The organism is Pseudomonas sp. Pse1 (genome assembly GCF_024519635.1).
Taxonomy (GTDB): Bacteria; Pseudomonadota; Gammaproteobacteria; order Pseudomonadales; family Pseudomonadaceae; genus Aquipseudomonas.
In genome coordinates this window covers 33159-55581 of record NZ_JALJRO010000011.1, presented here as the reverse complement: position 1 = coordinate 55581, position 22423 = coordinate 33159, and the positions used below count along the sequence as shown (strand labels likewise).

Below are 22423 nucleotides of genomic sequence, written 5' to 3'. Positions count from 1 at the left end.
ACCCATGGGAACTGGCCTGTCAGGTCGACGCAGCGCAGCGACGGCGGTGGCACAGTCGGCATTAAAGCTGGCTGGTACACCGCCATCGCAAGCAGGCTCGCGCCTACAGGGGCGTCACTGCCCTCATGTTGCCAGGATGAAATCGCCAGCCGTCACAGTCCCTGCGTTGGCCACCCCGACCAGGCGAATCGAGTCCGTTGCTCCGATGCTGACCAGGGTGTCGGCACCGACATCGGTGATGACCACGCTGGCGACAAAGTTCGCCGCGGTGATGTTGAGGGCGGTGATGTCGATACGGTCCTGTCCGCCTGCCGCGTTGGCGTCGAAGTTGAGAACCCGGTCAACCCCGAAGCCGGCGCCGAACAGGAAGGTATCGTTGCCGATGCCGGCATCCATCGTATCGTTGCCGGCACCCCCGGTGACGATGTCGTTGCCGGCACCACCATCGATCGTGTCATTGCCGATACCGCCGAGCAAGGTATCGTTGCCGACCCCGCCCTGCATGATGTCGTTGCCATCGCCACCCTGGAGCAGATCGTTGCCGATACCGCCATCGAGGTTGTCGTTGCCCAGTCCGCCGAGCAAGGTGTCGTTGCCTGCGCCGCCGTTCAATATGTCGACCCCGTCACCGCCGTCCAGGCTGTCATCACCCGCGCCACCATTAAGGGTATCGTTGCCGATGCCGCCCAGCAGCGTGTCGTTGCCGACATCACCGTTGAGGGTGTCGTTGCCGCCGTTACCGGTCAGGGTGTCGTTGCCGCCGCCGCCATTGAGGGTGTCATTACCGGCTCCAGAGGTGATGACGTTGTTCAAGGCGTTGCCGGTGCCGTTGAAGGCGCCGACGCCGGTGTAGCTGAGGTTCTCGAGATTGCCGCCCAGGGTGTAGTTGGCCAGCGAGGTCTGCACCGTATCGGTACCGCCGTTCGCCGCCTCGACCACCACATCGCCGATGTTATCGACCACGTAGGTGTCGTTGCCGCCCAGCCCGATCAAACGGTCAGCCCCTGCCCCGCCATTGAGCAGATCATTGCCGGCACCACCGGTGATGGTGTTGGCCAGGGCATTACCATTACCGGTGAAATTGCCCGCCCCGATGTAGGTCAGGTTCTCGACGTTCGACCCAAGCAGGTAGGCGGTCAAACTGGTTTGCACCAGGTCGGTCCCGCCACCCGCCGCCTCGATCACGCTGTCACCGACGTTGTCGACCACGTAGGTGTCATTGCCGGCACCACCCGTCATGACATCCACGCCGAGCCCGCCATTGAGGGTGTCGTTGCCGGCATCCCCTATGAGCGTGTCGTTGTCGTCACCGCCATTGAGCACGTCGTTGCCGATGCCGCCGTTGAGCACGTCGTTACCCGCCAGGCCGTTGAGCACGTCGTTGCCACCCAGACCCGACAGGACGTCGTTGCCCAGGCCACCGGTGAGGGTGTTGGCCAGCCCGTTACCGGTCAGCACCAGGCCAGCCGGTACGGTGACGGCCGCGGTGGCCACCGAGGTCACGGTTTCCAGGGTGCCGAAGGCATCGGTGTAGCGCACGATTACCCGCAGCTGCAGGTTGCCCTGATTGATGCCGGGGACGAAGGTCTGCGCGGTCGCACCATTGATGTTGGTGAAGGACGTGCCAGTGCCCTGCTGCCATTGATAGCTGAAGGTGCCCAGGCCATCGACGTCGGCGATCGCCCCGGTCAGCGCAGTCAGTACCTGGCCTTGATCCGGCGTGGTGTCGCTGATCAGCAACGCACCGGTCGGTGCATCGTTGACGTTCTCGACCGGATCGGACGGGTCGGACGCGATGCTTTCGGTAACGCCGAAGGCATCGACGTAACTGACCACCACCCGCACCTGATTACCGACCTGGGCCTGGCCCAGGGTGAAGGTGCTGTTGGTGGCGCCAGGGATGTTGACGAACTGCACCCCGTTGGTGGCCTGCCACTGGTAGGTGAACTGCGGATTACTGATGCCATCGGGATCGACGATGCTCGATGGGTCAGCGGTCAGCACCTGGTTCTGCACCAGCAGACCATTGACGGTCGGTCCTGCGGTCGGCGTGCTGTTGGCCGACGAGTCGACGATTTCCAGGGTGCCCTTGGCATCCTGATACACCGCCCGCACGCGGATGTTCGAGCCCGCCACATCGTCCGTCACCCGGTAGGTAGTGCCGGTTGCCCGCGAGGCCTCGCCCGCTGCGACAACCGTGATGTCCTCATAGACCCCTGACCCAGCGATGGTTTCCACCTGCCAGTAGTACGCTACCGGACCGCTCAACGCGCCGTTGGCATTGGTCGCCGAGACGTTGTCCGCGTCCAGTACCGCCTGGGCGCTGACCCGCAGCAGTTGCCCGGCCACCGGCGTATCGTCACGCAGGCCGCTGGCATCATCGAGAATCGCCAGGTGCCCGGTCGGGCCGCCGTTCAAGGCAGTGCCGACGCCGCTCTCCTGAGCCTGATCAGCGAACTGCAGGCGCTCGATACCGGTCAACCGATCGACCCCATCGCGGCCTGCCACCAGGTCGGTGACGATGACCGTGTTGCCCTGGACTTCGACGGTGTATTCCCCGGCATTGCCGGAGAACAGCGCGGTGTCATAGGCATCGGTACCACTGAGAATCTCCCGCACGATCACCAACTGGCCGGGATTGTAGGTGCCGTTCAACATGAACGGTACCATCGGTTCCATGCTGGTGAACGAGGCGATTTCCGGGCCGGTGCCGTCGTTGTTGGTGCGCACGCTGATGCGCACGTTCAGCCACTTGTCACCGTCGATGATGTCGTCGCCGCCACGCCCTTCGATCAGGTCGCTGCCGCTGCCACCGAGGATGATGTTGCCGCCGTCGAACGAGGTCGCCCCGGCGGACAGCAGGCTCGACAGGCCGTTGATCAGCGTGATGTTGGTCAACACGCTGCCGGTGGCCCCGGCGGTAGGCAGCGAGGTCGCATCCTCGTTGTCGCCACGCAGGAAGTCACCGTGGGCCGAACCCGACAGGCCTTCCATGATGTCGAAGCGCACCAGCGCCGAGGCGCCTGAACCGGGGACCGGCGGTACGTCGAAGAAGCGGTCGGTGTAATCGATGCTCACGCCCTGGGCCAGGTCCTTGAAGGTGGCCCAGTCATAACCGGAACCACCGATGTAGCGGTCACCAAAGCCGAGACTGCCGACCATGATGTCGTCACCGCCTTCACCGTTGAACTTGTCGTTCTCGTTGCCGCCGATGAACACGTCGTTGCCGATGATCGGGTCGTTACCCAAAGGATCGAAGTTGTCGCCAGGCGCACCGTCCGAGGTGCCCTTCTCGATCCAGTCGTCGCCTTCGTTGCCCATGTCCTGTTCGTTGGCCTTGCTGCCGAGGATGAAGTCATTGCCCTGGCCGCCGATGGCCTCGGAGGCGTCTTCACCGGTGACGATGAAGTCGTTGCCGAAACCGCCAATGATCAGGTTGACCCCATTGCCGCCGTGCAGCACGTCGTTGCCGTCGCCGCCCTGGATGTTATCGTCGCCACCGGTGTCGGTGATGATGTCGTCGCCGGTGCCGCCACGCAGTTGGTCGTTGCCGTCGCCACCCTCGATGCGATCGTTGCCGGCATCGCCCCAGACGGTGTCGTCGCCCTCACTGGCGATCAGGATATCGTTGCCGTTGCTGCCGCCGAGCACGATGTGCTCATCACCCGAGTAACGGATGTAGTTGGCGTCCGGGCCAACGGTCAGTGGGTTGTCACGCGATACGCCATCCGGATCGGCGCTGCCCAGGCCATCGTTGTACTGCTTGGACGGGTCGACTTCGAGGTAGAACCCAGGGTCGGAGAACACCAGGCCCGGCAAGTGAGTGGCCGAGGTGTTGGCCATGATCAGCTTGGCGAACGAGTTGCTTTCAAGTTCCGCGTTCATCGACAGCCCGGAGGTGCGCTCCAGGTAGTAGAAGCGGTCGGCGTCCTGGAGTTTCTCCATCTGGTTCTCGAACACGAAGTTGAAGGTCGAGCCGAGCATGCCGCCAAACGGCGTGATCGCTTCGGCCAGGCCGCCGATCCACAGGTCGATGGCATCGACCCCGGTGATCGTCACGCCCGCCCTGCCGTTCACGGTGATGTTGGCATAGGCCCCGGTGCTGTTGAGGAAGTCCAGGCGGTCTTCCGGTGCTCCCTCTCCACCGAGCACCAGTGCCAGGGCCGCAGCACGCTTGCCGTCCAGGGTGGTCGCCGCGGTGATGGTGTCGTGGACACCATAGGCCGCGATGAAGTTGATCAACGACTCCGGATGCTTGAGGTGCTGCACCAGGTCGACCCAGCTGCTGTACGGCTTGAGTTGGGTATCGCCGGTCTGGCTGAAGATGTCGCGGCGGATCGCGTTGAGGGAAGGAATGCCCGCGTCGCGGCCACGGGCGATGTTGATCGCCGGCAGGTCGAGTGGCAGGCCCAGCAGGTTGTTGCGCAGCGCCTCGGTGACGAACTCGTCGATTTCGTTACCGGCCTGGCGGGTGAGCCCGCGCACAATGGCACTGGTTGCATCTTCCGGCGTCAGGCCGCTGGCGGCGTACGCCAGCGGGTTGAGGAACGCCGCGATCAGGCCCAGTTGCTGATTCGGATTGCTACCGTCGCTGATGACGTTGTAGTTGGCGTCGAAACGATCGACGGTTTCGGTCAGCATCGAGTGGCCAAACCGGTACACGGTATGGGCGAACTCGGCGACGATCGACGGGTCGAGGTCGACGTCGTAGACCTGGGTCGGGGCGAAGAACAGGTCCACCCTTGGCTGGATGGTCCGCGCAAATTCCTCGAACACCAGGTGCTGGTACTGCATTTCCGTACCAAACTTGGCGGCCTGGAACAGCCGCTCGCCATCCCACACCAGGGCGGCAATGCCGGCGGCATCCGTCGGTACGGCAGCCACATCGACCAGCAGCCATTCGTTGAGGAAGGTCACGTCGGTCGAGTCGAGCAAGGTGTCCTTGGTCTGTGCCACCAGCCGATTGTGCTCGGCGTGGAAGATCGCATGCACGGCAGTCAGGCCGATGTTCTCGTTGACCCGGCCGTCGCCGGCGATGTAGTGCGCGTCGAGCAGTTCGTTGTCGTAGGTGAGGTTGTTGCCGCCAAGGCCAACGTCCTGTGGATTGCCGACCAGGTCGTCGGCATCGGCTGCCAGAACCCCACCGACCACCACCGGTACGGCGTTATGGGCGATGTCATTGAGGAACGCATGGCCGGTGCGTACGGCGTTGACCAGGCTGACCGGACTGGCAGGATTGCCTTCGACCAGCGTGGTGACGTCGTCGTTGGTGCCGGCAATGCCATCCACGCCGTTACTGAGCCGTATGACCACTTGCGGGAAGCCGTTCGGCCCCTTGATGAAGTTGCCATAAGCGTCGGTCGCCAGCAGCGGGCCGCTGTCGATATCGGCGTCGGTGAGGTCAATACCGAGAATGTCCCGGGCCTGGGCCTTGACCACTTTCCAGGTGGCCATGCCGCCGATTGGCGTATCGTCGCCGGTGCCGAACTTGCCGTCGTCACCCAGATCGCGATTGGTGATCAACTCGCCAGTGGCGATCGGGCCGCCAGCCGTCATCACATAGGCGCGCAGGAACACCTGGTGCGCCGGATGGGAGCTATAGGTCTGGTTCTGATCGACAAAGGGCGTCGTGGTGTTGGTGTGTTCGTGAATGTCATCGGCCGTGCCGAGCACACCATCTGCGCCAGGCAGGTTGGTGGCGCGGGTCAGGACCATGAAGTTGGTCGGGCTATCGGGGTTGAAGAGCGGGTCATCCTCATTCAGCGGAATGAACACCGTGCCCGAGCCGCCCTTGGTCACCAGGTCCAGGCCATGATCGAAGAACTGCCCGAAGAAGGTCATCCAACTGTTAAAGGGTGCCGACAGCCCGGCATCCGGTGCGGTGTTCTCGAACAGATACACATCACGGTCGTCGGCCGTGCCGAACTGCCCGTCCAGGCCTGGGCTGGCGACAATGCGCACGCCGTCCTTGAGCACGTCGTCGTTGCCTGTTTGACCAGCCGGAATGCCGAAGTTGAGTACACCGTCCGCACCCGGGTCGTACGCCGTGGCATAGGCTGCCGGGTTGTTCGAGGTCTGGTCGACGATCAGGTTGCTGATGGTGCGCGGTTGCGAGTCGATCACCAGGCCGCCGTTCTGGGTATACGAAGTTCCCTGCTCAGCCTGATTGAACACCGGATCGCTGATGCGCGGGAACACCTGGTCGGCCGAACCATATTGGGTGTTGTCGATGCCGTTGAGGTTCAACAGGTTGTTGTTCGAGCCGTCGACCGCCCGCAGCCCCAGCGGCGCGCGGATGTTCGGGATCAGCGAGAGGATGTTCTGGCCGTCAGCCTCGGCCTCGGCAATCTTGATTTGCGCGAGGATGAAGTCGAGGTCGGAACGCACCATGTGCATGCCTTCGCCACCGGCGGTGGCGTCGGCGACGAGGGGCGGCGTCGGTGGCGTCACGGGTGCGCCGGGTGCGACCACGGTCGTCGGGTTGGAGAAGAGGATTTCCGTGGTGCCATGGGCATCCTGGTAGATCGCCTTGACCCGCAACGACAATCCTTCAAGGTCGGGAGAAACCTTGAACGAGGTGCCGTCGGCGCTTTGGAACGCCAGGTCACCGGCTGGCAACAGGATGATGTCCTCAAACACGCCGCTGCCAGGATCGGCTTCGAACTGCCAGTAGTAGGACACCGACGAGTTGTTCAGGTTACCCTGCGGGTTGCTGACGCTGACGTTGTTGCCATCGGTCACTCCAGCGACGCTGACCGTCAGCATATCGCCGACGGTGATCGCCCCGCCGTTGTTATCGGTGATGGCCGGGCTGCCAGTCGGCTGCAGATTGCCTGCTGCCAGAATGCGTTGGCTATCGGCAAACTGCAGGCGCTCGATGTGCAACAGGGTATCGGTGCCATCGCGTCCGGCGACGGTATCCGTGACGGTCCACACGTCATCCGAGGTATCAGCGGTGCCGCGGGTGTTCTGGACAAAGGTGTATTCGTCCTGGGCGCCGGAGTAAATCGCCGTGTCGTAGGCCGCCCCACCCGTCGAAGTCCCGGGCAGGATTTCCCGCACGGCCTTGAGTTGCCCTGGGTTGTAGGTGCCGTTGAGCATGAACGGGATCATGTCGACCATGCTGTTGAAGCTGGCGATTTCCGGACCGGTGTGGTTGACGTCGCCCGGGTTGTAGACGGCAATCCTGACGTTGAGCCATTTGTCGCCATCGATCAGGTCATCGCCGCCACGGCCCTCGATCAGGTCACTGCCATTGCCGCCGAGGATGATGTTGCCGGTGGCAAAACCGGTGGTCGGCAAACCGGCCTCGGTGAGGAACGCACGCAGGCCCTTGATCAAATCGACGTTGGTCAGCGCACTGCCGGTGGCGCCACCGTGGTTGATAATGGTATCGGCATCGACGTCATCGCCCCTGAGCACGTCGGCAAAAGCCGAACCGGATATACCCTCGACCTCGGCAAAACGGTCGAGGATCGAGGCCGGCGAAGCGCCGACCGGGTTGAACACCCCGGCGTTCTGGTTTGGCGCGTTGCCGTGTGGCTGCGCCAGCGCGGCCAGGCTCAGGTCGGCCGTTACGCCGAAATTGTCATTCTTGTAGGTGATCCAGTCGAAACCGGACATGCCTTCCATCTTGTCCTGGGCATCGCTGCCGACAAAGATGTCATCACCACCCTCGCCGATCATTTCATCGAAGCCACCGCCACCGACGAAGATGTCGTTACCCAGCACATCGTCAGTCAGCAATGGCGCGGCGTTGTCGCCAGGCGCACCGTCCTGGGTGCCCTTCTCGATCCAGTCGTCGCCTTCGTTGCCGGTCGGCGGCAGGTTGGTCTTGGCGCCGAGGATGAAGTCGTCGCCCTGGCCGCCGAAGGTGGTGGTGATGTCTTCGGTGGTGACGATGAAGTCCTGGCCGTCGCCGCCAAGGATCAGGTTGCCAGCGGCCAGCATGCTGCCGGCGATGATCACGTCATTGCCGGCGTTGCCTTCCAGGCGGTTGTCGCCGAACGAGTCGGTGATGATGTCGTCGCCTGCGCCGCCCAGTACCGCGTCGTTGCCGGCGCCGCCTTCGAGACGGTCGTTACCGCCGTCGCCGTAGACCGTGTCGTCGCCGTCACCGGAAATGATGATGTCATTGCCGGCGGTGCCGCCGAGCACCACGTGGTCTTCACCGGTGTAGTGCAGGTAGTTGGCGTCCGCGCCCACGGTGTCGGGATTGTCGCGAATCACCAGCGGCACGATTTCCACGCCGTTGATCATGATGCCGCCGGTTGGGTCGGCATTGCCGTTCGGCCCCAGGTTGGTGAACTGGTTGGCCTGGTTGACTTCGAGGGTGAAGGTCGGGGTCAGGAACACCGTGTTCGACAGGTGGGTCACGTCGCTGTTGAGCATGATCAGCTTGGCGAAGGAGTTGTTCTCCAGCTCCGTGCCGAAGTTCAGGCCCGCAACACGTGACAGATAGTAGAAGCGGTCGCCGTTCTGCAGCGCTTCCATCTGGGTTTCGAAGACGAAGTTGAAGGTCGAGCCGAGCATGCCGCCGAACGGCATTTTTTGCTCGGCGAGGCCGCCGATCCAGAAGTCGATATCGTCGACGCCGGTGGTGGTCACGCCATTGACCATGGCGTAGTCGCCAGCGCTATTGAGGAAGTCCAGGCGATCGAGATCATCGGCGACGAACGTACGCTGTTCAGGGGTGTCGGCATTGATCACTGCGCTGCCGCCAAACACCAGGGCAGCGGCGATGGCACGCATTTCCACCATGGTATCGACATCGGCTGCCAGCAAGGCGCTGTGGCTACCGAAGGCGGCGATGAAGTTGACCAGCGACTCGGGGTGCTTGAGATGGTCGGCCAGGTCAGCCCAACTGATGTAGGGCCTGAGCTGGCTGTCGCCAGTGGCGGCGTACATCTCGCGGCGTGCTTCGTTCAAGGTCGGAATGCCGGTGTCGCGACCCCGTGCCAGGTTCAGCGCCGGCAGGTCGAGGGGCAGGCCCAGCAGGTTGTTGCGCAGGGCTTCGGTGACGAACTCGTCGATCTCGTTGCCGACCTGGCGCGTTGCCCCGCGAATGATCGCCCCTGCCGCGGCATCTGCGTCCGCCCCGCTGCTGGCGAATGCCAGTGGGTTGAGGAAGGCGGCGATCAGGCCCATTTGCGAGCCGGAGGTGAGCAGCGGATTGAACTCGGGGTCGAAGCGATCGACGGTCTCGGTCAGCATCGAGTGGCCGAAGCGATACACCACATGGGCGAACTCGGCGAGGATCGCCGGGTTGATCGAGGTGTCGTAGCCGTTGGGCGCGAGGAACTCGTCGATCTGCGGCTGGATGGTCCGCGCGAACTCTTCGAACACCAGGTGCTGGTACTGCATCTCGGTGCCGAACTTGGCAGCCTGGAACAGTCGTTCGCCGTCCCATACCAGCGCGGCGATGTCGGCCGGCGAAGTCGGGAAGGTCGCGACGTCAACCGCCAGCCATTCATTGAGAAAGACCAGGTCGCCGGCGGCCAGCAAGGTCTCCTTGGTTTGCTGGACCAGGCGGTTGTGCTCGGAGTGGAACACATGGTGCACCGCCGTCAGGCCAATGTTCTCGTTGGCCCGGCCGTCGCCGGCAATATAGTGGGCGTCGAGCAATTCGTTGTCGTAGGTCAGGTTGGTGCCCCCGGGACCCGGTGGCTGTGCATTGCCGACGTCGGTATCAGCGTCCGCCTGCAGCACGCCGCCGACTACCACCGGCGCCGCGTTGTGCGCGATGTCGTCGAGGAAGCCATGCCCGGCGCTGACCGCATTGGCCAGGCTGATGGGCGCCGCAAGGTTGCCTTCGACCAGTTGGGTGAGGTCATCGGAGGTGCCGGAAATCCCGTCGTCACCGTTGCCGATGCGCATCACCACCTGCGGCATGCCACTGGGGCCGCGAATGAAATTGCCATAGGCATCGGTGGCCAGCAGCGGCACGTTGTGCACGTCGGCGTCGGTCAGGTCGATGCCGAGAATGTCCCGGGCCTGGGCCTTGACCACCTTCCAGGTGGCCATGCCGCCGCTCTCGCTGCCGCTGTCATCGGCAGTGCCGAACAGGCCGTCATCACCCAGGTTGCGGTTGGTAATCAAGCGTCCGGTGGCTACCGGGTCACCGTCGGCGTTGAGTGCATATTCACGCAGGAACACTTGGTGCGAAGGGTGCGAGCTGTAGGTCTGGCTTTGATCGACGAAGGGCGAAGTGGTGTTGAGCTGGGAATCGTCGGCGGTACCGGCGATGCCGTCCGCGCCAGCGCTTTGCACGGCCCGTGACAAAATCATGAAGTTGGTCGGGCTGTTCGGGTTGAACAATGGGTCGTCGGGTTGCAGCGGGATAAACACCACGTCCGTGCTGCTCTTGGTCACCAGGTCGAGGCCATGGTCAAAGAACTGCCCGAAGAAGGTCATCCAGGCGTTGAAGCTGGCAGTCAGGCCGGCGTCCGGCGAGGTGTTGGGGATGAAGAACACCGGCTTGTCGTCACCGGTGCCGAACACGCCATCGAGGCCGGGGCTGAGCGCCGGGGCGGCCCCACCGTTCGCCGCGACGGCGGCCGGGTTGCTGCCCGTCTGGTCGGAAATCAGGTTACTGATCACCCGTGGCTGCCCGTCGACCACGTTGCCCGAAGCGGCATAGGCCGCTCGATACTGGGCATCGAGCAGACGCAGGAACGAGTTGTCCGCAGCGCCGTACTCGCTCTGTCCGGCCACCAGGTTGTTGAAGCTGCCATCGACCGTGCGCAGGCCGAACGGCACCTGGCTGTTGGGCAGCAAGTCAGCGAGGCTGGCGCCATTGGCGTGGGCTTCGGCGATGAAGATTTGCTTGAGGATGAATTCCAGGTCCGACTTGTTGAAATTGGCCATTTTGGGTTCCTCGATCAATCTGGGACGGGCACGGGACGACCGAAGCCATCGCGCACTCAGGTGCTGGCTGACGCGATTTTTTGGGCGATATCAGACGGGGGGAACGGCAAGGCCATTCCCCAGGCTACGCACCTGGAATTCGCGGAAAACGGGTGGCTCGCCGAGTGATCAGGCAGAGCGCATTCGGACCCTCGGTGGGCCGTGGAAGCGGGAAGTGAAGGTGAACCGGCTACACCGGCCCTTCACGGGATAGTGGATCGAAAAGATCGTCATGTCTGCTCCTCGGGAACATCAACACCACGCCGTGCGTTGCCAAAGAAATGGCAGGCTCGCGACGTACACCTCTCCCCCGTATAAGCAAGACTAAAGTCCTATACCAAACGAATGTCAATTTCGCGTCGCTCGAACTGACGACCGGCATCTGTCTTCACAACTAATTGTTTTTTATAGATATATGAAAATAGCGACTCAGCTATAGAGCGAAATGTTATTTCAGAGTAATTCGCCGCGACCTACGCTCCAGCAAGGGAGATCAACGCCGTTTTTTTCCAAGAATCGCCAGCTCCACCGAGCGATCCGACAGCGTGTTTTTCCACCTGCCCAGTGCACGAAACCGACTAGCTGACGCGCCGAAAGGGATACCGGCTTTTTGACGAGGGGAGCTGCTCATGCCCAATCAGTCGAACACCCGATCCGAACTCGCCAGCGTGTTGGTTCGCTTGCGCCACAGTTTCTATTTGCTGGGCGGTTTCAGCGGGGTGATCAACGTCATGATGTTGACGCCCGCCGTGTACATGCTGCAGGTCTACGATCGGGCCCTGGTCAGCCGCAATGTCACCACCCTGGCGATGCTGACGGTGCTGGTGATCGGTCTGTTCCTGCTGATGTCGGCACTGGAGATGATCCGCACGCGGATGCTGATTCGGGTCGGCAACTGCATGGACATGGAGCTCAACCGCCGCATCTTCACCGCCGCTTTCGAGCGCAACCTGAGTCGCGCCGGCGGCAACCCGGCCCAGGCCCTGCAGGATCTCGCGCAGGTCCGCCAGTTCCTCACCGGCAACGCGTTGTTTGCGTTCTTCGATGCGCCCTGGACACCGATCTACCTGTTGGTGTCGTACCTGATTCACCCGCTGCTCGGCCTGATGACGCTGATCGGTTCGCTGATCCTGGTGGCGCTGGCCTGGCTCACCGAAAAGGCCACGCAAAAACCCCTGGCCGAAGCCAACCAGGCGGCGCTGTCGTCCGCCACCTATGCCAACAACAACCTGCGCAACGCCGAGGTCATCGAGGCGATGGGCATGCTGCCGTCGATCAGCAAGCGCTGGTACCACAGCCATTTGCGCATTCTCGAAATGCAGACCCTGGCCTCCGACCGTGCGGCGCTGATCAGCAGCACCGGGCGCTTTGTGCGCATCACCTTGCAGTCGCTAATCCTCGGCGCCGGCGCGCTGCTGGCGATCGAAGGCAAAATCACCCCGGGGATGATGATCGCCTGCTCGATCCTCACCGGTCGTGCATTGGGGCCGGTGGAACAGGTGATCGGCTCGTGGAAGCAACTGCTCGGCTGCCGCTCGGCCTGGGGCCGGTTGAACCAGATGCTCAGCGACTATCCACTGCGCCCACCGAGCATGTCGCTGCAACGGCCGATGGGCATGATTGCGGTGGAGAATGTCTACGCCGGCGCGCCCGGCACCAACAACACCATCGTGCGCGGGGTCAGCTTCAGCCTGGTGCCTGGCGAAAGCCTGGGGATTATCGGCCCATCGGCCTCGGGCAAATCCACCCTCGCCCGCCTGTTGGTAGGCGTGTGGCCGGCACAGGCGGGCAAGGTGCGTCTCGACGGCGCCGACATGTTCACCTGGAACAAAGCCGAACTGGGACCCTGGCTCGGCTACTTGCCGCAGGATGTGGAGCTGTTCGAGGGGACCATCGCCGACAACATCGCACGCTTCGGCGAAGTCGACAGCGACGCGGTGATTCGTGCCGCCAAGGCCACCGGCGTGCATGACATGATCCTGCGTTTCCCGCAGGGCTACGACACCCGCCTGGACACCGACGGCAGCCCGCTGTCCGGTGGCCAGAAACAGCGGATCGCCCTCGCCCGTGCACTCTACGGCGAACCCAATCTGATCGTTCTCGACGAGCCCAACGCCAACCTCGATGACGTTGGCGAAAAAGCCCTGGTCGATGCCCTGGCCGAACTCAAGGCCCGCGGTGCCACGGTAGTGATGATCTCCCACCGGCCCAACGTGCTCTGCGCGGTGGACAAGGTACTGATGCTGCGCGACGGCGCGGTGCAAATGCTTGGCACCCGCGAAGAAGTCTTTACCGCGCTGCGCAAAGCCGCAGTGATGCCCGCCGGGGCGCCGACACCATTGGCCTCGGTCAAGGCCAGGGAGTGAGCGATCATGTCCACCAGTCAACACACCGAGATGATCCTCAACCAGCCGAAAAGCCTGGTCGACCTCGACGTCGGCAAGCCCGCTCGATGGGGCAAGTGGCTGGTGCTCGCCGGCTTCGGCGGCTTCCTGCTGTGGTCATGGCTGGCGCCGCTGGATGCCGGCGTGGTCGCCACCGGTACGGTCAAGGTCACCAGTAATCGCAAGGCGGTGCAGCACCTGAGCGGCGGCACCGTCGAGGCGATCCTGGTGCGCGAAGGTGACGTGGTCAGCAAGGGCCAGGAGGTGGTGCGCCTCGACTCCCTGCGGGCGGTCGCCGAACGCGGAGCAGTCAGTGCCCAGTACATCGTCAGCAAGACCGTGGAGAATCGCCTCGAAGCAGAACGCGACGATCAGGCGGTGATCAACTTCGATCCCGATCTGCTGGAGCGCTTTGCCGGCGACCGCCGCCTGTTGTCCGCCATGGAGTTGCAACAGCGCCTGCTCGATACCCGGCGCGCCGGCCTGGCGGGCGAGATCAGCATCCTCGAGGAAAACCTCGCGGCCTCGGCGGTGCAACTCAAAGGCCTGCAGCAGGTGTACGGCGCCCGCGCCTCGCAGATCAATTTCCTCAACCAGGAACTGCAAGGCACGCGGATTCTTGCCGCCGAAGGTTATGTGCCGCGCAACCGCCTGCTGGAACTGGAACGCAACAACGCCGAGTTGTCCGCAGGCCAGGCGGAGAACCTCAACAACATCGCCCGCACCCGCAGCCAGGCCACCGAAATCAAATTGCGCATCCTCCAGCGCCAGCACGACTACCTGAAGGAAGTCGAGTCGATGCTCACCGATACGGCCAAGGAAAACACCACCCTGACCGACCGCTTGCGTGCACTTGATTACGAAGTGACCCACACGGTGATTCGCTCGCCCATCGACGGCATGGTCCAGTCCCTGAGCATTGCCACGGTCGGCGGGATCATTCAGCCGGGCTTCAAGATCATGGAGATCGTGCCGGTCAACGAACCGCTGCAGGTCGACGCGATGATTCCGGTGCAGGCCATCGACAAGATGGTCCCGGGGCTGCCGGTGGATATTTCCTTCCCGGCCTTCAACCACGCACAGACGCCGAACATCCCCGGGCGGGTCAAGACCGTGTCCGCCGACCGCCTGCTCGATGAAGAGAGCAAGCAACCGTTCTACCTCGCCCAGGTGGAGGTGACTCCCGACGGCATGGGCCTGCTGGGCAGCAACCACATTCGCCCCGGCATGCCCGCCAGCGTCACCATCAAGACCGGTGAACGCAACCTGCTCAGCTACCTGCTCAAGCCGATGCTCGAACGCGTCGACAGTTCATTCAAGGAGCAATGACATGGCCCCTCGATGCCTGATTGCCTGCCTGCTGGGGCTGTCGCTGCCGGCCAGCGCCATGGACCTGAAGCAGGCCTGGGACCTGCTGCAGTACCAGGGCCCGGTGTACCGCGCCGCCGTGCATGAGAAAGAGGCCGGCGCGGAAAACCGCGCGATTGGTCTGGCCGGCCTGCTACCGCAGATCAGCGCTTCGGCCTACGACAACAAGGTCAACGGCACTCAGCGCCAGAACGGCATCGACCGCGACCTTGACTACGACTCCAAGGGCGCCAACGTGCGCCTGCGCCAACCGCTGTTCAACAAACAGAAAATGTCCGAGTACCGCCAGGGCAAGCAACGCGCCGACTACAGCGTCGCGGTGTTCGATGCCAAAAGCCAGGACGCCGCCGTGCGCCTGGCCGAGAGCTATTTCGACGTGCTGCTGGCCAGCGAAACCATTGCTCTGGCCAGGGCCAAGCTGAGTGCCTTCGATGAACAATTGGCCTCGGCCAAACGCCGCACCGAGTTGGGTGCCGGCACCATCACCGACATCGATGAGTCGGCCGCGCGACGTGACCTCGCCGAGGCCGAACTGATCGAAGCTCAGGACAACCTGATCAACGCCCGGCGCAAGCTGGAGGAGTACATCGGTGAAACCCCGGAATCGCTGACCACCCTGCAACCAGGCTTCATCACTCCGCCGCTGCTGCCAGCCAACCTGCAGGAGTGGCTGATCAAGGCCCAGGCCGACAGCCCGTTGATTCATGCGCGACGCTACAGCAGTGACCTGGCCGATGAGGAGGTCAAGCGTGCCAAGTCCGGGCACTGGCCGACCCTGGATTTCGTCGCCGGCTACACCGCGGGTGACAGTCAGTCGATCTCCGAACTCAATCAACGCAACCGCTACGGCTCGATTGGCCTGGAAGTGAACATCCCGCTGTACAGCGGCGGTGGGGTCAGCGCCCTGACGCGCCAGGCCAGCGCCAACAGCGCCAAGGCCAACGACGAGCTGGATGCCACGCGCCAGGAGGTCATCTCCGGCACCACCCGCGAGTTCAACGGGGTGCAGAGCGGGGCCAAGCGGGTTCGTGCGCTGGAGAAGGCCGTGGAGTCCAACGAACGGTCGTTGCTGTCGACCCGCAAGGGCTTCAAGGAAGGCGGCACCACCACCAACTCCGACGTGCTGAATGCCGAAGAATTGCTCTTCGTCGCCCGCCACGATCTGTTCGAGGCCAAGTTGCGCTACCTGATGTCACGCCTGCGCCTGGCGTCTTCGGTGGGCAGCCTGGGCGACGATGATATCGACCAGATCAACGATTACCTGGGGCCGGAATTGTTGGTGACCAATTGAGGTTTGGCTCGATGGTTGGTCATACGATCTGGCTGATGGACCCTTCGCGAGCAGGCTTGCTCCTGCAAAAGCCCCAGCTTCTGGCTGAGCGGGTTTTTTCGCGCGCCTGAAAATCTGTCAATTCAAACTATTTTTCAATCAAGAGTTCGCATCGGTTCACTTTTTGCCATGTGATCGATAACTGCGGATTTAGAGTGCTATACGGGAAGATTATGGGGATCAGAACCCAGTTATTGGGGAAATAATCCCCATTAATGAGTGAAATTCCCCACTTCTTGTTATCAGCCGTGAAACACTCGGCTTATCCACGTTATAACTCATTGATCAATTTGCACTTTTTACCCCTCAAATAGTGGCTCATTAGTTGCTCGGTTTTCAGTACCCGCAACAGCTGGCGTCCCGAATCAGGAGACGGCGGGACCTCACGTGAGGGGTGACCCATGAAACGCTCGACGCAACGATTGCATTGCATCCACTTGCTGCGCAGGTCCGGCCTCTCCTGCGCCCTGCTGTTGACCCTCAACAGCGCCGAGGCCGCGCCGATCGACGACGTCAACCCGCCGCCTCCCACCGATCCCTCGGCCTATACCAATCTTCCCGCCGACCCCAAGGCCGCGCTGGACGCTTTGAAAACTCTGCCACCGACCAACCAGGGCGCGATTGCTCTGCCCAACGGTGTGTTCGGAACGCGCAACACGCCGCGCGCCGAAAACGTCCTGCCACCGAGCCAACAGACTTCGTTCAAAGTCCCCACCAACGGCAAGCCGAGCCCGTTGTTCGGCGCCCAGCCCTTCACCCAGCAACTGCTGTTGTTCGAAGAATTCGGCACGGAAAAACTCGACCCGACATTGCCGCCACCGCCCATCACCTTCCCCGTGCCATTGGCCGGCGTGGCGCCGCAACAGGACCCGGACAACATCGCCCGCAGCGGCCCGTCGAAGACTGCCCTGGAGAAATTCCTGCTGCAGCCTGGGCTGTACCCCTTCCCCTCGCAGTTCTCCAACGTGCTCGACCGCAACCCGTGGAAAGCACAGATCGAAGCCTTCCTCAATCGCCATCCGGTGGGCTCGCCAGCCGAGGGTCGGCCGCCTGGAAAAGGCTGGTCCCATCAGCGCTGGAACGAGTTCTATCCGCAGACTGCGTTCAAGACGGCGCAAGCGGGTGCGCGGATCAACGGCGGTATCCGTGACCGGCGCCAGTTGCATAACTACGCGGTCGGCGAGTTCGGCCCCGGCGGGCTGTACTATCAAACCTCGGACATCCCGACCACCACCGGCACCACCAAGGGCATCGACACCCGTTTTCACCCCAACATGCCGATCCAGAACCACAAGGCGTTGTGGACCTTCGACGGCACCTTTCCGGTGAAGCTGCTGATGGTGCGTTACGGCCAGCCAGTGCTGATGCGTCATTACAACGCACTACCGATCGACCCGTCGGCCAACATGGGCTTCGGTCTGCACACCCTCAGCACCCACGAACACAACGGCCATAACCCGGCTGAAAGCGATGGCTACACCAATGCGTTTTTCTTTCCCGGGCAGTACTACGACTATCGCTGGCCAATGCAACTGGCCGGCTATGACACCATCAACACCAAGGCCGAAGACCCGCGTGCCGCGTTCCCCTGCGCCCCGGGCGAAACCCTGTGGGTCAACGACACCAGCCCGGGCCTGAAACCCTGCGTCAACGGCAGCATCAAGATCCGTGGCGACTGGCGCGAGACCATGAGCACTCATTGGTTTCACGACCACATGCTCGATTTCACCGCGCAGAACGTCTACAAGGGCAACGCGGTGATGATGAACTACTACAGCGCCCTCGACCGGGGCAACGAAGCGCTGGAGGACGGCGTCAACCTGCGCCTGCCCAGCGGCTCGGCCCTGCCCTGGGGCAACCGCGACTACGACGTCAACCTGATGATCGCCGACAAGGCCTGGGACAAGAACGGCCAGCTGTGGTTTAACCCGTTCAACACCGACGGCTTCCTCGGCGACCAGATCCTGGTCAACTGGCAGTACCAGCCACGCCTGAAAGTACGCGCACGCAGCTATCGTTTCCGCATTCTCAATGGCTCGGTGTCGCGCTACTTCAGGATCGCCCTGGTGCGGGAAATCGCCGGTAGCGGTGGCGAGTTTCCGGGGCCGGCGGGGTCCAACCTGTCCTATGCCCGCGTGCCGTTCCACCTGATTGCCAATGACGGCAACATCATGGAGCACGCCGTGCCATTCGACGGCAGCATGGACCTCGACGGTGACGGCGACCTGCAGGACCACAACGCCATCCTGCCGACCCAGGGCATCGCCGAGCGGATGGACATCATCGTCAACTTCGCGAAAAACGGCATCAGCGTCGGCGACAAGCTGTACTTCGTTAACCTGATGGAGCACCAGAACGGCAAGGGCCCGGAAGCCATACCGCTGAGCCTCGCCGATGTGCTGTCCGGCAAGTACAAAGCGGTGCTCAAGCTGGGCAGCAAAGGCCTGGAATGGGATCAGGGCGACCCGGTGGTGGGTAAATTCCTGCAACTGGTCGTGCAGCCTTACTCCGGTCAGGACGTCAGCATGAACCCGGCTGACTACGAGCCGGCGAAACCGGGCAAGCCGATGGGCAAGGTGATGATCCCGCTTACGCTCAACCGTGACGATCCGACGGTCCAGGCCAAGCTGCAACAGGCACGCCATCGCGAATTCATTTTCGGCCGCTCCGACGGCACCGATGAAGCGCCCTGGACCATCAAGACTGACGGCAGCATCGGTTACGCTGCTGACGCGCGGCGAATCGATGCCGCGGCGCAACTGGCCAACGGCCCGACCGATGCCGGTTACAGTGGCGACGGCACCCTGGAAGTGTGGAAAATCAGGAACGGCGGCAACGGCTGGAGCCATCCAGTGCACGTGCACTTTGAGGAAGGCATCATCCTCAACCGCGACGGCAAGGCGCCGCCGGAATGGGAAAAATGGGCGCGCAAGGACGTCTATCGCATCGGCGAAGGCATCGACAGTTCGGTGGACGTGGAAATAGCGATCCACTTCCGCGAGTTCGCCGGGACCTACATGGAGCACTGTCACAACACCCAGCACGAGGACACTTCGATGCTGCTGCGCTGGGATATCGAGCACCCAGGGCAGTTCCAGCTGATGCCCACTCCCCTGCCCGGATGGGACGGCGTCACCTACGTGAACTCGGCTGCGCTGCCGACCTTCCGCACCGGTGCCAGGGAGAGCAATCAGGGCAACAACCTGAAACCGGTGGCCAATGCCGACACCGCCGTCAGCAACAATGGCAAGGCGCTGACTATCAACGTCCTGGCCAACGACAGCGACCCTGACGGCAATGTACCGCTGAAAGTGGTGGGCCTGGCGCAACCGGATTCCGGCAAAGGCAAAGTCAGTACCGACGGTTTGCGGGTGGTCTACACGCCACCGGCGACGATCGCCGCGCCGTTTACCGCGAGCTTTACCTACCAGGCCAGCGATACCAAGGGAGCGGTGTCGGCGCAGGCCACGGTGAATGTGGCGGTATCACGCTGAGGAGGGGAGAGAAAACGGCAATGCTTCGCGGTGCCGGTCACGACCTGCACCGCGAAGCTCATCGACTTAACAGGCGCCTGCCAGTGTCTGCCCAGGCATGGCGGTGGAGCTTTGCTGATTGGCCCGTTGGGTCAATGCCAGCATCACCAGGAAGCCGAGGACAATCAGTACCGGGTAAGCCATCAACAATTCACTCAGGCTGTATTTCCAGGCCAGTGGACGTCCGACCCCGAGCATCGCGGCATACATCCAGGACACCGCCGACAGCGAGCCGCAGAACAACGCCAGCATCCGCGCACTGAACTCCAGCTTGAGCAGCGACCCGGCCTTCTGCAGCGCCGGCAGTACCTTGCTGTGCAACAACATGCCGTTGTAAGTCAGTAATAGAACAATAATCACCTTGGCTTGAAGTTTCGGATTCATGAAGTACTGAGTGCCTTTCTCCAGATAATCAATACCAATAATCGCCGCCCCGGTAACCCATAAGCCTATCAATGCAAAAACGACAGACTTCTGCAGACTTTCCATGTGCGCATTATCATGCTCGGTAAAAGTCTTTCGTTTTAACAAGTCCCTGACCATGGCGATATCGCTGGTCAGTACTAAGCCGAGGGCTACGCAACAAGCGAGCAAGTGCATATAAACAACACCCAGCCGGGCAAACTCAATGAACTCTTTATTTTCAAGCAGGCTCATAATTGTATTTATCGCCACGGTAAAATCTCCACCTAATTCGACAGTAAACAGGGCGTTTTAATGGGGGACCCTGTGAGAACTTACTGGTACAAGACACACCAAATCATCGACTTGGCACTGTTAAGTTCATTGATTCGGTTGGCAAATCAATGGTCGGGATGTTGCTCGGCTCCTGACTTTCGGGTAAAAAAATCCTCATCTGCATGGGATGCATATGAGGTTGAATGTCCACTTCTGGTATGGCGTGTGCGAGAGCAGGTCGTGAATGACGTGCTGGATTATATGACGCACAAAACGTTCAGGTGTTCATTTTTTGAGCGGGTTACTGACCAGCGGTAGTTAGGTGTATATACACTTAAAGTTAAACGTTCCTGCAATCGCCCGAGATAGACATTCATGTCGCTGAAATAGCGATTAATGGATCCACTAGTTGGATCCATTATAGCGTTGACACCTGTAGCTGTGCCTGCACCTGCACATGAACCTGTGGGAGCGAGCCTGCTCGCGAAGAACCAGAGAACACCGCGTGTTTTCAGAATGCACGCGTTATCGTTGACGTTATTCGCGAGCAGGCTCGCTCCCACAGAAGATCGAGGTCTGCCTTCTAATCATTGCTGAACCGGCGCCGCACGACTGGCCTGAGCCTTCGCCGCATCCCGCGTCGTATTGGCTTGCGCCTTGGCCGCATCGCGCGTCGCATCTGCCTGGTTGCGGCTGGCGTCGCGAGCGGCATCAGCGGCGTTGCGCGCCGCGTCGCGAGCAGCGTCGGCATCGGCGCGGGAAACGCCGGCCGCCCTGGCGGCATTGCGATCCGCATCCGCCTGGGCACGGGCGGCATCGCGGGTGGCATCCGCATTGGCCCGGGTGGCATCGCGAGCGGCATCGGCATCATTGCGGGCTGCATCGCGAGCCGAATCAGCGGCGTTGTCGTTATCGGCCGCATCGTGATCACGGGCATTGCCTCGGCCACTGTTGCCGGCCAGACCGCCATGATCATCACCCGCTCCGTCATCACCACGGCTGCTGTGACCACCACCGTCGCCGCTGTGACCACTGCCGCTACCACCGGAGCCACCGCCGCCTGAGCCGCTTCCACCACCGGAACCGGAACCACCGTGACCACCGCCACCGGAACCGCCATTGCCGGAACCACCGCCACTGTGGCCGCCACCGTCACCGCCGTGGCCACTGCCGCCGGAACCACCATTACCGGAGCCACCGCCGCCGCCATGACCGCCACCACCGCTGCCGCCATCTCTGGCATACGCACTGGAGAATCCACTGATCTGATCCGGCACCAGCACCGTCGATGCCGAAATCACCGCACCGATGGCCAACGCCAACACACATTTTCTGAGCAGCATGATGCACCTCCGTTGGGCCTTGCGACGTCATGACGCGCAAGGTCCCTTGAGTGTCCAGCCCCCCGTCGCAGCGGCCCAGCAAAGGCAACAGTAGCGGGTGACTGAGATTTACACGCGATCCTGCAAAACGGGTCTTTTTATTCGTGGGATATTTTCCCACGCACATCTCAGAGGGACAGAATACGCCCAAGTTCAATCAGCGGGGGAGTTTTTTTGCGATCGTGCCTGCAGGGCACAGCCCAGAGCGATGGCACGCGAACGGCGGTCAGTGGTGGGACAGGGATCCAGCGGGAGCGCTTCGATGGACCAGGCCGATCGAGTGATCGGCCTGGTGTTTTATTGCACAGCTAGCGGTTACTTGAAGCAGTACTCATAGCGGCAGGTCTGGAACCCATACTTGAGGTCGAACGTGCCGTCCAGCACGTTGTTCTGCTTCACGTATTGCTCCCAGGCCACCAGCATTTCCTGCATTTTCACCGGCTCCTTCGCGGCCAGGTCGCGGCTTTCGGTGGGGTCGCGCTTGAGGTCGTAGAGCTGCCACTAGTCGTAGCGCGCCTGCCAGGAGCTTTCGTTGGGCTTGATGAAGGCCACCGCCGACCAGTTCACCAGGTACGACTGCGGCGCAAAGCCGTTGAGGGTCGGGAAGGTGCTGTCGCCGAGCATCCGCTGATAGCCGACGCCGGAACCGTGCCCGCCCTTGCGCAAGGTGGTCTAGGACAACCTCGCACAGCCCATCGCTGCGCGACCTCCATAACAATAAGGTTGGCCTCTCATGCACTACCCCCTCCCCCGCTGCACCTCCCTTTCACTCGGCGCCGCGCTGTTGCTCGCCGGCAGTACGACCCAGGTCCTGGCCACCGAAGGCGGCGTCTCGTCGTGGCC

At 62.2% G+C, this 22423-nt stretch carries 7 protein-coding genes and 1 pseudogene; 4 read left to right on the top strand and 4 right to left on the bottom strand.

Features of this window, described 5'->3' with window-relative positions; translation table 11 throughout:
* Positions 1 to 123 precede the first annotated feature (123 nt).
* Positions 124 to 10866, bottom strand: a complete 10743-nt coding sequence (locus NR126_RS17175) for a peroxidase family protein (RefSeq protein WP_256830696.1) — start codon at positions 10864 to 10866, stop codon at positions 124 to 126.
* Between the two features lie 668 nt (positions 10867 to 11534).
* Between NR126_RS17175 and NR126_RS17170 the strand changes: the two genes are divergently transcribed.
* The 4 genes from NR126_RS17170 to NR126_RS17155 all read left to right on the top strand — a co-directional run bounded on the left by NR126_RS17170 (position 11535) and on the right by NR126_RS17155 (position 19481).
* Entirely contained in the window at positions 11535 to 13271 is a 1737-nt protein-coding gene (locus NR126_RS17170; RefSeq protein ID WP_027616110.1) for a type I secretion system permease/ATPase, read from the top strand.
* Between the two features lie 6 nt (positions 13272 to 13277).
* Positions 13278 to 14618: an HlyD family type I secretion periplasmic adaptor subunit gene (locus tag NR126_RS17165; protein WP_105754949.1), complete on the top strand. Its 1341-nt coding sequence runs from the start codon at positions 13278 to 13280 to the stop codon at positions 14616 to 14618.
* A 1-nt stretch (position 14619) separates the two neighbouring features.
* Positions 14620 to 15948 (top strand): TolC family outer membrane protein, encoded by a 1329-nt coding sequence (locus NR126_RS17160; RefSeq protein ID WP_027616108.1) that lies wholly within the window; start codon positions 14620 to 14622, stop codon positions 15946 to 15948.
* 440 nt (positions 15949 to 16388) lie between these two features.
* Entirely contained in the window at positions 16389 to 19481 is a 3093-nt protein-coding gene (locus NR126_RS17155; RefSeq protein WP_256350818.1) for an Ig-like domain-containing protein, read from the top strand.
* A 66-nt stretch (positions 19482 to 19547) separates the two neighbouring features.
* On the opposite strand, the gene NR126_RS17150 is transcribed toward NR126_RS17155, so the two are convergent.
* From NR126_RS17150 to NR126_RS17140, 3 genes and pseudogenes are all read right to left on the bottom strand, one after another.
* Positions 19548 to 20195: a hypothetical protein gene (locus NR126_RS17150; protein ID WP_027616107.1), complete on the bottom strand. Its 648-nt coding sequence runs from the start codon at positions 20193 to 20195 to the stop codon at positions 19548 to 19550.
* A gap of 590 nt (positions 20196 to 20785) precedes the next feature.
* Entirely contained in the window at positions 20786 to 21541 is a 756-nt protein-coding gene (locus NR126_RS17145) for a hypothetical protein (RefSeq protein ID WP_256830694.1), read from the bottom strand.
* A gap of 543 nt (positions 21542 to 22084) precedes the next feature.
* Positions 22085 to 22252 (bottom strand): annotated as a pseudogene (locus tag NR126_RS17140) (OprD family outer membrane porin); the annotation flags it as partial.
* Positions 22253 to 22423: the final 171 nt, after the last annotated feature.